At 57.7% G+C, this 12,551-nt stretch carries 13 protein-coding genes; 5 read left to right on the forward strand and 8 right to left on the reverse strand.

From position 1 onward, the window contains the following. Position 1: 1 nt before the first annotated feature. The 4 genes from moaA to B2344_RS09645 are packed head-to-tail and all read right to left on the reverse strand — an operon-like array spanning position 2 to position 2,572. Entirely contained in the window at positions 2-1,045 is a 1,044-nt protein-coding gene (gene moaA / locus B2344_RS09630; protein ID WP_349679791.1) for a GTP 3',8-cyclase MoaA, read from the reverse strand. Positions 1,046-1,056: 11 nt separating this feature from the next. Beyond that, the gene (moaC, locus tag B2344_RS09635) at positions 1,057-1,503 is read right to left on the reverse strand and encodes a cyclic pyranopterin monophosphate synthase MoaC (RefSeq protein WP_349678447.1); all 447 of its coding nucleotides are present in this window, start codon (positions 1,501-1,503) and stop codon (positions 1,057-1,059) included. Between the two features lie 52 nt (positions 1,504-1,555). Further along, positions 1,556-2,116 (reverse strand): molybdenum cofactor biosynthesis protein B, encoded by a 561-nt coding sequence (moaB, locus tag B2344_RS09640; RefSeq protein WP_206993119.1) that lies wholly within the window; start codon positions 2,114-2,116, stop codon positions 1,556-1,558. Between the two features lie 6 nt (positions 2,117-2,122). Continuing rightward, on the reverse strand, positions 2,123-2,572 hold the full coding sequence (locus B2344_RS09645; protein ID WP_290480749.1) for a molybdenum cofactor biosynthesis protein MoaE: 450 nt from the start codon (positions 2,570-2,572) through the stop codon (positions 2,123-2,125). A gap of 94 nt (positions 2,573-2,666) precedes the next feature. Between B2344_RS09645 and B2344_RS09650 the strand changes: the two genes are divergently transcribed. Beyond that, positions 2,667-3,422 (forward strand): sulfite exporter TauE/SafE family protein, encoded by a 756-nt coding sequence (locus B2344_RS09650; RefSeq protein ID WP_290485101.1) that lies wholly within the window; start codon positions 2,667-2,669, stop codon positions 3,420-3,422. Between the two features lie 9 nt (positions 3,423-3,431). After that, positions 3,432-4,622 (forward strand): gephyrin-like molybdotransferase Glp, encoded by a 1,191-nt coding sequence (glp, locus tag B2344_RS09655; RefSeq protein ID WP_290485102.1) that lies wholly within the window; start codon positions 3,432-3,434, stop codon positions 4,620-4,622. A 30-nt stretch (positions 4,623-4,652) separates the two neighbouring features. Here the strand turns inward: glp and mobA are convergent, their stop codons facing one another. Then, entirely contained in the window at positions 4,653-5,267 is a 615-nt protein-coding gene (gene mobA, locus B2344_RS09660; protein ID WP_290483045.1) for a molybdenum cofactor guanylyltransferase, read from the reverse strand. 330 nt (positions 5,268-5,597) lie between these two features. On the opposite strand from mobA, the gene B2344_RS09665 reads away from it, so the two are divergent. From B2344_RS09665 to B2344_RS09675, 3 genes are read left to right on the forward strand one after another with little or no spacing between them, the layout of a single operon-like run. Next, positions 5,598-6,830 carry a hypothetical protein gene (locus B2344_RS09665; RefSeq protein ID WP_290480745.1) on the forward strand — a complete coding sequence of 411 codons (1,233 nt, stop codon included), beginning with the start codon at positions 5,598-5,600 and terminating at the stop codon, positions 6,828-6,830. Next, entirely contained in the window at positions 6,814-7,482 is a 669-nt protein-coding gene (locus B2344_RS09670) for an ANTAR domain-containing response regulator (protein ID WP_290480744.1), read from the forward strand. The genes B2344_RS09665 and B2344_RS09670 overlap by 17 nt, the downstream gene beginning before the upstream one ends. Next, a complete protein-coding gene (locus B2344_RS09675; RefSeq protein ID WP_290483046.1) occupies positions 7,482-8,762 on the forward strand; it encodes a CmpA/NrtA family ABC transporter substrate-binding protein in 1,281 nt (426 codons plus the stop codon). The genes B2344_RS09670 and B2344_RS09675 overlap by 1 nt, the downstream gene beginning before the upstream one ends. Here B2344_RS09675 and cobA read toward each other — a convergent pair. Genes cobA through nirD form a run of 3 tightly spaced genes read right to left on the reverse strand, consistent with a single transcriptional unit; the run spans position 8,755 to position 12,542 of the window. After that, positions 8,755-9,513 carry a uroporphyrinogen-III C-methyltransferase gene (cobA, locus tag B2344_RS09680; RefSeq protein ID WP_290485103.1) on the reverse strand — a complete coding sequence of 253 codons (759 nt, stop codon included), beginning with the start codon at positions 9,511-9,513 and terminating at the stop codon, positions 8,755-8,757. The two genes, B2344_RS09675 and cobA, sit on opposite strands and share 8 nt — an antisense overlap. 4 nt (positions 9,514-9,517) lie before the next feature. Beyond that, entirely contained in the window at positions 9,518-12,214 is a 2,697-nt protein-coding gene (locus B2344_RS09685; RefSeq protein WP_290485104.1) for a nitrate reductase, read from the reverse strand. 10 nt (positions 12,215-12,224) lie between these two features. Then, positions 12,225-12,542: a nitrite reductase small subunit NirD gene (gene nirD, locus B2344_RS09690; protein WP_349678450.1), complete on the reverse strand. Its 318-nt coding sequence runs from the start codon at positions 12,540-12,542 to the stop codon at positions 12,225-12,227. Between the last annotated feature and the right edge of the window lie 9 nt (positions 12,543-12,551).

The raw sequence follows: 12,551 nt of genomic DNA on the forward strand, positions 1-12,551 counted from the left end.
CCTAGCCTCCCGTAACAGACATAGTGCGTTGTGTGGCGGGCTGGTCAATGCGCTCTGCATCGAAATTATGGCGCTCAGGCTTTTGGCGCAATGCCTGATCCAATACGTCGTGGAACACTGATCCATCCGGCTCTGCACGCAGGGCACCGCGCAGATCTACCCCGGCCTCGTATCCAAGACAGGTATACAACATACCCGTGCAGGTAACCCGCACACGATTGCACGTCCCGCAGAAATTGTGGCTGAGCGGTGAAATGAATCCCAATCGGCCGCCTGTTTCGGCAATTCGTACGTACCGCGAAGGTCCACCAGTCGAATAGACCAACGGCTCCAGGCTCCAGCGCTTAGCCAACGTCTCACGTACTGTAAGAAGCGAAAGGTAGTGGTCTTCACGAGCGGCCACACCTTCGCCCAATGGCATGGTCTCAATCAGGGAGACATCAAAGGCCTGACGATGAGCCCATTCGACTATTTCGGGGATCTCGTCTTCGTTGATGTTTCGCAAGGCCACAGTGTTGATCTTGATCTTCAATCCGACATCACGGGCCTTCGCGATCCCCCGCATGACCGTCTCGAACTGGTCTTTCCTCGTGACCCTTTGAAACATCTTCGGCGACAGCGTGTCCAGAGACACATTGATGCGCTCAATACCCAGACGTTTCAAATCCGCTGCATAGTGTTCGAGGCGCGTCCCGTTCGTGGTCAAGGAAATCTCTTTCAGACCGGTCGTGCCGAGTCTGCGCGAAAGATGTTCCAGCAATTGCATGACATCTCGGCGCACAAGGGGCTCTCCACCCGTGATCCTCAGTTTCGTGATGCCTCGCGCGATAAACCCATCAACCAGCCTGGCCAATTCCTCAAAACTGAGAATGTCCGTCTTCGGTAGAAACCGCATACGCTCCGGCATGCAATAGGTGCATCGTAAGTCACACCGGTCCGTGACCGAGAGCCGAAGATAGCTGACCCGCCGCCCTGCCCCATCGACGAGCGCGGAACGCGGTGGCGCTTGGCCTGATGCGCCAACCTCCGCCTCACCGGGCCCGATAAGACGAACCTTCAAGCCGAATCCTCAGCCGGCGACGCGGAGTAGTCACCCGAACTGCCTCCGGTTTTACTCAGCAGTCGGATGGAATAGACCTCCATGTCCTTCTGCACAGCCTTCAGCATGTCGTAGAGCGTGAGACAAGCGACACTCACCGCCGTCAGTGCTTCCATTTCCACGCCCGTCCGGCCAGAAGTGCGCACCTCTGCCACCACTCGAAGGCCATTTTCATTGGGCGTAATGTCGACATTCACCCGTGACAAGGGAAGCGGGTGACAGAGCGGGATCAATTCGGCGGTCCGTTTCGCGGCCATGATCCCCGCCAGAATGCTGGTCGTGATTGCATCCCCCTTTTTCGACGTTCCACCCAATGCAAGATCCCGCGTTGCGGCGGACATGCGAACTACGCCTTCAGCCATCGCGACCCGCGCGCTGACATCCTTCGCGGATACGTCGACCATCTGTGGTCGTCCCTGGGAATCAAGATGTGTCAGTCCCTCTCCGCTCATGACGTCATCTCTCTTTCAAGCGGGGCATCAGTTCGACCATGTTGCAGGGGGCGTGGCGACTGTCCAATTGCCACCGGATCACCTTGTCCCAGCCGTCCCGGCAAGCGCCATTCGACCCGGGCAGGCAGAAGATGAATGTGCCATTCGACACGCCAGCACAGGCGCGAGACTGTAATGTGGACAGGCCGACGCTCTGATAGCTCACCATGTGCCAGACGACGGCAAATCCTTCGATCTGCTTCTCGAACAACGGCATCAGAGCTTCCGGCGTGACGTCCCGGCCCGTCAACCCGGTTCCTCCCGTCGAGATCACGACGTCGATGTCCGACGCGTCGATCCACGTCCGGACTGTCGCGGAAATGATTTCCTTGTCGTCCGTGACCAGCGTCCGGGCTGCCAGTATATGACCTGCCTCTTCTACGCGCGCTGAGAGAATAGCACCTGACGTATCAGACGATTCATCGCGCGAATCCGAAACGGTCAGCAGGGCGATACGAACGGGCTTGAAGGCGCGCTCCATCACTATTTTGCCCCCGGGCGCTGGCAGTTCCGGCTTATCGGTCATACGGGATCAACTTTCTTTGTTCCACGCAGCTGCGGCCGCATGATCGCTCGATCTGGGCTCGATCCAGGTCTCTCCGTCGGGACCGATCTGCTTTTTCCAAAAGGGAGCACTTGTCTTCAGATAATCCATAAGAAAGTCGACAGCTTCGAAGGCAGGTTTCCTGTGTTTTGCCAGAACCGCTACCAGTACAATCGCTTCTGAAGGCAATATTCGACCAACACGATGAATTATCAGGCAGTCTAGCACATCGAACCGAGCCCGGGCCATTCGTTCGAACCGGGCGATCTCCGCTTCGGTCACGGCAGGATAATGCTGAAGTTCGAGCGCCGTGACGTTCCCATGCTCGCTTCGAACATACCCTTCGAAACTGGCAAGCGCCCCATAATCCGGAGAGCTCAGGCGATATGCCTGAAGTTCGGACTCTATGTCCAACGGAGCGCTTTGAATACGGATCACGCTGGAATTCCTCGAACAATCCTGACAACCCGGACAACCTAGCGCGGGATAGCCGCATGTTTACATCCCTTTTTTCAGGAGGCACCAAGATACGATGATCTGGCTTACGCTCGGCTTCGCGCTTGTGGCACTTCTCTATTCGAGCGTTGGGTTCGGCGGCGGCTCGACGTATACGGCCCTGCTGGTGATCTCGGGCGTGCCCGTAATGCTGGTGCCGATTGTCTCCCTCTGCTGCAACATCCTCGTGTCCAGCCTGGGGGTGGCGAAATGCTGGAAGGCTGGCCTGTATCCAAACTCTCGCGTCCTACCGATCCTGGCCATGTCTGTGCCGGCAGCCTTCCTGGGCGGACTGACACCTATCCCCGAACGCACACTCGTCCTGCTACTGGGCGGCGCCCTGCTTGCAGCGGGCATCCAACTGGCATGGACAAGCTTCATGCGCACGTCCCCTGAGACATTGAGCACGTCGCGCCTGCCAAAACTCGCGGCCCCTTTAATAGGCGCAGGGATTGGCTATGTGTCAGGCCTTGTCGGGATTGGCGGCGGCATCTTTCTGGCACCGATCCTCCATCTCGTCAGATGGGCCCCTCCACGAACCATAGCTGCCTTGTCCAGTGCCTATATCGCGGCCAACTCTGTTGCCGCACTGGTCGGAAAGTCACTGTCATTGCAGACTGGCAGAATGACGATCGATCTCTGGGAATTCTGGCCCCTCCTCATCGCTGTCGCCTTCGGCAGCTGGCTGGGGCACAAACTCCTTCTCGGCATGTTCCCCGAGCGTTGGGTGAAAGCAATCACTGCACTGCTCGTGTTGATCGTGGCCTTCCGCCTTCTGACCAGTCATGTATAGACCGATCCCATGATTACCAGACAGGAAGCCTTGGCGCATATCGGCAGTGTGCCAGCCATCCAGGAAACGGAAACGCTTCCATTGGAGGAGTGTGTCGGTCGAATATTGGCGGAAGATGTGGCGGCGAGACTGACCCATCCGCCCGCGGCCATGTCTGCCATGGATGGCTACGCCGTGCGATTCGCAGAAGCGCTCAGCAATGGGCCTCTGGCATTGATTGGAGAGGCCGCCGCAGGCACGCCCTTTGATGGCATTGTCGCTCCCGGCCAATGTGTGCGGGTCTTCACCGGCTCGGTTATCCCGCGCGGATGTGACCATGTCATCATTCAGGAAGATGTCCGGCGGCAGGACACCACAGTCTGGATCAATGTGCCCCAGGTATCGCCGCGCAACATCCGGCAAGCGGGGGTCGATTTTCACGCAGGGCAAGTGCTTCTTGAAGCAGGTGCCCGGATCAGGCCAGCTCACCTCTCTATTTGTGCGGCCGCCAATCATGCATACATGATTGTGTATCGTCGCCCACGTGTGGCATTACTGACCAATGGCGACGAATTGAAACCTCCCGGCTCCGACCTGCAACCCGGACAGATCATATCCTCCAACGAATATGCACTGAAGGCGTTGATCCGCGACTGGGGAGCAGAGGCCATCAATCTCGGTACAGCAAGGGATGACCCATCCGATATCAGACGCCGCGTAGAAGACGCGGGTAACCCGGATGTCTTTGTCCCAATCGGCGGCGCGTCCGTGGGCGATCATGACCACATGAAGGATGTTTTCGGGCATCTCGGCTTTGACCCCATCTTCACCAAAATCGCCATAAAGCCCGGAAAGCCGACCTGGCATTCCAGACGAGATCATCAATACGTTCTGGGACTACCGGGAAACCCGGCCTCGGCTCTTGTTTGCGCCCATCTCTTTTTGAGGCCCCTGATGAATGCCCTTCAAGGCCAACCAGCCGACGCCCAATGGATGCAGGCGCCTCTCGTAGCGTCCTTATCGGCAAACGGAGCGCGAGAGGCCTTCCTGAGAGGGACGTTAGCCCACACCAAGAATGAGGCCCCCAGTATCACGCCCGCCAGCAACCAGGACAGCTCTCTGCTCACGCCCTTTATCGAGACGAACTTCCTGATTCACCGCCCCTCTGACGCGCCGGCCCTGGCGGCTGGAGATATGGTGGAAGGTGTCTGGCTGGCCTGATCGATTGATCAAACCCGTCGGAGAGGCAGGCTAAGACTGTTCCAACAAGGTCGCTACAGCTTCAGCGCGCTGAATATCCTCCGGCGTATTTATATTCAGGAACGCCTCATCTTCGGCCTGAAACCGGACTTTGACTGCTCCTACATGATCGGCGATTGCGTGGAGCGCCAATTTGCCCTGCTTGACACAAGAGCGGACATCTGGCGCGAGCGCACATGACCAAAGGCCAAATGTCGGCTGTAGACGAAACTCCGTTTCGACCAGGGCGGCGCGTGCGTTACCGCGGCCAGTGGACAATTGTGCGAATAGGTCCACCGGGAAGAACGGGGCATCAATCGGAACGGTCAGCAGTAAGCTCTCTGGTCCTTTCTCTCGCAGACAATGCTCCAATGCTGCGAGAAGCCCCCCCGCCGGGCCGATAGGCTCACCGTTCGGCTGGAAATCTTGCACGAAAACCAGCCCCGGAACAGCCTCCGACCACTCCGGCGCGGTAGGACCCGTGACCACCATCTGGTCGACCATGGGGGTGATCCGGTGGGTGGCGCGCTTCCAGAGGGGACTTCCGGAAAATTCGATCAACGCTTTTTCAACGCCGCCGAGCCTGCGTCCTGCGCCTCCCGCGAACAGGCACCCCATGACCGTCATTCAAAGATCCTTTCCCCGTGACAGCAGCGTAAACCGCTACATCTTCCCGACCTGCCCAGAATGACTGAATTTCTGGCAGACCTCAATCATCCCGCCCAGAGACTGATCTGAATTGGCGGAAGTTTTTTGTCACTCCTTGATCCCGTTGCACAGTTCGGTGGCCCGGGGCAAAAACTAGCCAGCTTTGAATGGTCAAAGTCTTCGCGCCCGAAGCTGGGCGCAAATCTTCGGTGAAGAAGTTGAACCGTCCGGACGCTGGTTTCCGGGCTATTTTTCTTTCTGCTGGTCTACGCCTTTCAGGGCGATGCCAGTTCAGACCGAGGACTGATCATGTCTGCAAAACCCAATTTCCGCGCGCTCATCGCGCCTGTCGTGTTGCTCTCCGTTGCACTCCCGTGTGCAGCCGAAGCCGACCAGACCACTTCCCGCTGGGAAACCGCACTGGCTGACACAAAGCCGATCTTCAATGCACGGCTTCGCTATGAGGGCGTCGAACAGGAAGGCCTGCCGGAGGATGCAAGCGCCCTCACCTATCGCTTCCGAGCCGGCTTCGAGACAGGCAAAATCTTCGACACCGCTCTCTTGGTCGAGTTCGATCACATCGACGACCTCATCGACGATTTCAATTCGACCATCAATGGAAAGACCGGCTATCCGGTCGTCGCGGATCCGAATGCAACGGAATTGAACCGATTTCAACTAACCAATACCTCATTGCCGGATACGATAATCACGCTGGGTCGCCAAAGGATCGGCCTGGATGACGCGCGTTTTGTGGGCAATGTCGGATGGCGCCAGAATGAGCAGACCTTCGATGGAGCAAGGGTTCAGAATTCCTCGTTGGGTGAACTGAAGGTCGATTTCACCTATATCGCCCAGATCAACCGCATCTTTGGAGATGATTCCGCCGTGGGACGCTGGGATGGCGATTCCTATCTGCTGAACCTCAGTCACCCCACCCCGATCGGCACGCTGACTGGCTTTGCCTATCAGATTGACGTTGACAATGCTGGCGGCGTTTTCTCGTCCCAGACAGTCGGCGCCAGATTGGCGGGAAAGCAAGCCATCGGGACCGGAAAGCTCGGATACACAGTTTCCTACGCTACCCAGTCCGACTATGGCTCCAGTTCCCTGGATTACTCGGCCGATTACTATCTCGTTGAAGGCACATATTCTGTTGAAGCAGTTACGCTCGGCGCCGGCATTGAAGTGCTCGGCGGCGACGATGCACGCGGATTTCAAACACCGCTGGCGACGCTTCACAAATTCCAGGGCTGGGCCGACAAGTTTTTGACCACTCCCACGACCGGTGTGGAAGATATTTATGCAAAGGCAGCGTATCAGGTTGGCGATGTCGGCCCGTTCAGTGGTGTGGCCTTGACTGCAGTCTATCATGATTTCAGCGCAGATGTCGGAGGGGCCGATTATGGCAGCGAACTCGATCTCGCGGCTTCTGCAAAATGGGACAAGATCGGTATCACCCTCAAATATGCGGATTACAGCGCAGATGACTTCGCCACAAACACCAGCAAGTTCTGGATCCAGTTTGACTTCGCCCTCTAAGGGTCAGGAAGTTGAAGCTGTTCCAGCTCAAGGCGCAGTCACTTCGGCTGCGCCTTTGAGCGTGCTGTTGATTGATGAAGATCCGGAACGGGCCCGGCAGGTTGAAGAGGGACTGATCGCCAATGCCGTGGTGCACACAGCCACGCAAACCCATGGACGGGTTCTCCTCGACCTGATCGCCCGGATCAGTCCGGATGTTATCATCATGGATTGCAATTCGCCGGATAGAGACACGATTGAAAGCCTGCGCCTGGTCGCCCAATCCAACCCCAAACCCATTGTGATGTTCGTGGAGGAAGAAGGTGGCGGCGGTATGCAGGAGGCAATTGAAGCCGGCGTCAGCGCCTATGTGATTGATGGCTTAACCCCCAAACGGGTCCAGCCCCTCATCGACACGGCCATTGCCCGCTTCCGTCACATGGATGGCCTGCGCAACGAACTGAAAAAAACCAAGGACGATCTCGCCGCTCGCAAAGTGATAGAGCGCGCGAAAGGCATGCTGATGCAGCATCATGGCATGACGGAGGACCAAGCCTTCTCCTCAATACGCACCATGTCCCAACAACAGGGCAAGCCCATCAAAGAGGTGGCTGAAAACATTTTGACCATTGTCGGCATGCTTGCCGGCAAGCATGCACCGGACAACATCTGATGGCACATTCTCTCACACTCGGATTTGCACAGCTCACAGATTGCGCCCCATTGGCGGTAGCCAAGGAGCGTGGTGCTTTCGCAGCGCATGGACTGGATGTGACCCTTAAACGGTTTGTTTCCTGGGCAGCCATGCGCGACGCGCTCGGCACCGGCGCGATTGATGGCGCCCACATGCTGTCACCCATGGTCGTTGCCTCGGCAGCCGGCATCGGTCCCTTCCCAGGTGAGTTCACGACAGCCTTCACGCTCAACCTCAATGGCAATGCGATCACCGTTTCAACCACCTTGTTCGAAGCCATGGCGCAGATGGCACCGGAGACCATTTCTCGTCGTCCGCTCTCCGCCTACGCCCTCAAACGCGTGATAGACCAGCGCAAGGAAGATGGCAAAGCCGCGCTGACCTTTGCGCATGTGTATCCTCATTCGATGCATGCACTTGAATTGCGCTACTGGCTGGCCGCCGCCGGCATTGATCCGATGCGCGATCTCAACCTCGTCGTCGTGCCGCCATCCCTGATGGTTGACGCGCTCGCGGCCGGACAGATCGATGGCTATTGCGTCGGCGAGCCGTGGAACAATGCCGCTGTGGTTGCGGGTATTGGACGCACACTGATCACATCCGGAGAGATCTGGTCGAATGGCCCTGAAAAAGTTCTTGGAGTGCGTCAGGACTGGACCGAGCAGAACAAGGAATGGCATCTAAAGCTCATCGCCGCTTTGTCGGAGACTTGCGCCTGGCTGGATGACATGGACAACCGGTTAACCGCAGCCCAGATCATTTCGACCCCCGACTATGTGAATGCGCCCTTCGACGAAGTTGTAGGCTCACTGACGGGAAAGAACCGACAGACGGGTGGTGAACTCCGCATAGATATGCCCGATTTCAACGTCTTCCACCGCTACGCGGCTAACTTCCCCTGGCGGTCACACGCCAAGTGGATCCTGTCCCAGATGATCCGGTGGGGAGAAGCTCCAGACGATGTGGATGCGAGTGCTATCGCCAGGCTGGCTTTCCGACCTGACATCTACTGCGAGGCTGTCGAGCGACTGGGCATAGCTTGCCCCAGCGCCGATGAAAAAATGGAAGGTGCGCATCAACATGCCTGGCTACTGAGTGATGCAACAGAGCCCGTCGCCATGGGGGCAGACCAGTTCATGGATCGGCGCATATTCGATCCGACCAATATTGATGGCTACATTTCAGGCTTCACCATCAGAGACCAGAGAAGTCGGCTCGGCGCCCTCGACACGAGCCAAATCACCCATTTGGCTAAATAGTCATGCCGTCAGCTGGAGCGGGAATAACTTCCACATTCGTCGCACTGAGCGGGTAACGAATGAAAAGTATGGCAGGGTTCCGGACTCTGTGTTGCCGAGCATCCAAAGCAAGACGGTCCAAGCGAGTTTCTACCCTGCGACAGTCCTGTTTTCCGACATTCTCCACCCATTCCGCCTGGAGTGACCCCGGCACACCTCGCGCCATCAAGGCGGTCTGAATGCGCCATGCCTGCGCTACGCTCATATAGAAAGCCACGCATATTCCGGGTTTCAATAAATTGGCCCAATCGGGTTCCTTGTCCTTGTTCGCAGAGCGACCTGTCGTCACGACAAAGCTCTGCAACTCGGCTCGCTCGGTCACTGGGATCGAGCATTCCGCCGCCGCCGCCAACGCCGCGGTCACACCCGGAACGATTTCAATTTCGGCGCCAAGCTCAACAGCCACCGCAATTTCCTCAGCGGCTCGGCCGAATATCATGGGATCGCCAGACTTCAGACGTGCAACATGGCGTCCTGCCAGCAAGGCGCCACGCAACATGCTGTTGATGTCAGTCTGCTGACGCCCACCATCCGTACATTTTTTTCCAACATATTGCAGGGTGGCCGCAGGGCTTGCGAGTTCCAGCACATCAGCCTCGACCAATCGGTCATGAAAAACAATATCTGCCTCACCGATCCGGCGCGCGGCACGTATTGTCAGGAGATCCGATGCGCCCGGACCACAACCGATCAAAGTCAATTTTCCAAGCATGTGCCTACTCCGCAGCCAACGTGTGTGGGGATGTTTCTTCCGGCTTCAACTTTTCCAGAAAGGCACGAATTTCAGGTTTGCATGACCCACAATTGGTACCCGCGCCCGTAGCGGCCCCGACCCCCTCGACACTCCTGCTCCCGGCCTGGATCGCCTCGCCAATTGCCACGCTGCCAACCCCCAGACAGGAACAGATAAGCCGGCCGGACGATTTCCCGCTTGGAGGACGTCCCGCCAACAGGCCCAGCCTCGTTGTCTCGTCCATGTCGACGGCAAGCAAGCCAGCGAGCCAGCCACGATCCGCGCTCACAGGTCCGGACGTTGACGCGATCAAGCATATGTCGAGGGAGTCATCTTGAAAGGACGCGCGAGCGATTTGACCGTTTGCGCGGATCATCTGGACCGCCAAGATGTCCGGACATAATTGTTCTGCCCATTCTTGCAGTTTTCCGCACCCAGCCAATTCATATCGCCATCCCCCACTCGCGCGCGCAGAGGCCCAATAGTCCAGCTTTCCCAGAACCTGGCCCGGTAGCTCTGTTCTGCAAACCACGAATGCAAACCAATCCGGCCGTAGAGGTGCTAGGGACACGACAGAATGTTTCGACTCGGGTTGTCCCGACACGGGGTCTACATTTGGCGCAACCAGGCAGTCCACGCGGCCGCCTGAACTGTACCGAGCCGTCCAGTGCATCGGGGCGAATACAGTTCCGGGCTGAACCCGGTCCGTCACCAGAACCCGCAGGGCTACACGCCCATACTCGTTCTTTACCTCCGCAAGCCCCGCTGGATGCAAGCCCAGCCTGTCAGCATCTTCAGGGCAAATTTCGAGGAATGGTTCTGCGGTATGGGCGGATAGACGCGGCGATTTTCCTGTCCGTGTCAGCGTGTGCCAATGATCCCGCACACGGCCCGTGTTCAATACATAAGGACGTTTCTTGCTCGGTTGCGACAGGGCCGGCAGGAACGGCGTCGCAACAAATCTGGCGCGGTGATCGTCCGTGAAAAACTCGCCGTCGGAAAAGAAGCGATGATTGAGGGCCGCCAAATTGCCAGAGCGAGGGGTATCTTCCGCCAGCGGCCACTGGAACGGCACAAGTTCATCATATGCCTTCTCGTCAATATTGGCATGGGCCCCGATATTGAAATCGCGTGTTCCATCATTCTCAAACGCAGATAGCGCAGCATACTCCTGGTAGATTTCGGCGGCTGACGTAAAGTCAAACCCGTTGAACCCCATGCGGCGCGCCACTTCGCAAATCGCCCACCAATCATGTCGCGTTTCGCCGGGAGCTCTCAGAAAGCTCCGTTGACGGGAGATCCGGCGTTCGGAATTGGTGACCGTACCTGACTTCTCCCCCCAGCCCGTGGCCGGGAGCACAATGTCAGCCAGCTTGGCTGTATCAGACCGCCCGGTGACGTCCGACACAATAACCAGGGGACACGCCTTAATGGCAGCTCGAACGCGATCAGCATTCGGCAGCGAGACGACGGGATTGGTTGCCATGATCCAGAGTGCTTTGATCTTTCCCTCATGCACAGCCTCGAACAGGTCGACCGCTTTCAGACCAGGTTGTGTGGCCATATTCGGCGCCTGCCAGAAACGCTGCACCCGGTCGACATCCTTCGGTGCAAAATCCATGTGCGCGACCAATTGGTTCGCGAGACCGCCAACTTCGCGCCCCCCCATGGCATTGGGCTGGCCCGTCACGGAAAATGGCCCGCAGCCGGGCTTCCCGATACGTCCCGTGACCAAGTGGCAATTAATTATCGCATTGACCTTGTCTGAGCCTGCCGAGGATTGATTCACACCCTGAGAATAGATGGTTACCGTCGCGGGCGTCTGCTCCACCCACTGAAAGAAGGTCCGCAAGTCAGATTCTGGCAGCGCTGTGGCTATGGAAAGTTCGGCCAGTCCGAGGGGCCCTGAGGCATCCAGCGCTGCGTCCAGCCCCTTGGTGTGCGCATTAACGAACGACGTATCATGAGCGTCGCTCGCAGCAAGGTGAGCAAAGAGCGCATTGAACAACAGAACATCTGCTCCCGGACGGATCGGAAGATGAAGGTCAGCTGCATCGGTGGTGGCCGTCTTGCGGGGATCGATAATGACGAGGCGCGTGCCACGCTTTTCCCTTGCCGCCAAGATCCGATTGTGAAGCACGGGGTGGCACCAGGCCAGGTTACTGCCCACCATCACAACAAGGTCAGCCCGTTCCAGGTCCTCATAACAGCCGGGAACCGTATCCGAACCGAACGCGCGCTTGTGACCGGCCACGGAAGACGCCATGCAAAGTCGCGAATTCGTGTCGATATTCGCCGACCCTACAAAGCCTTTCATGAGCTTGTTGGCGACATAATAGTCTTCTGTCAGAATCTGTCCGGAGACATAGAGCGCGACACTATCGGGCCCATGGGTAGCAATCGCCTCTGAAAATCCGTTGCCGATTTTGTCCAAAGCAGAATCCCAACTCGCCCTCTCTCCAGAAATGGTTGGAAACAGCTGGCGTTCGTCCAGATCCAGCGTCTCCCCCAACGCAGATCCTTTCGAGCAAAGTCGGCCAAAATTCGCCGGATGATCGGGATTCCCGCGCACTGTGGCGGCTTCCCCACCTTCGTCAGGTTTGACCAGAACGCCGCAGCCCACACCGCAGTAAGGGCATGTTGTGGAGACTTCTTCTGCTGTCGGGCGCATACGGTCCATTGGGGGGGGGTCAGCCGGATTGAAGACCGATGTAAACTCGGCCACCTTCCCGAATTTCGATTGGGTAGGTGCGCACGCAACCGGTGTCGGCGCCGCGCGCCCTGCCCGTCTCCAGATCAATCACCATCGCGTGCAGGGGACATGAGACCGCAGTATCATGTACGATCCCTTCGCTGAGTGGCCCCCCCTTATGCGGGCAGACATTCTGGATCGCGAACACGGTGTTCGCTGCGGTCCGAAACACGGCCACTTCTTCAGCATCGAGCGTTACCCGCCGAGACCCCCGGAGGGGAATATCGTCAACCCCACACAGCTCGGCCCATGACATAATGGCGGT

Source organism: Hyphomonas sp. UBA3195, assembly GCF_002366485.1.
Taxonomy (GTDB): domain Bacteria; phylum Pseudomonadota; class Alphaproteobacteria; order Caulobacterales; family Hyphomonadaceae; genus Hyphomonas.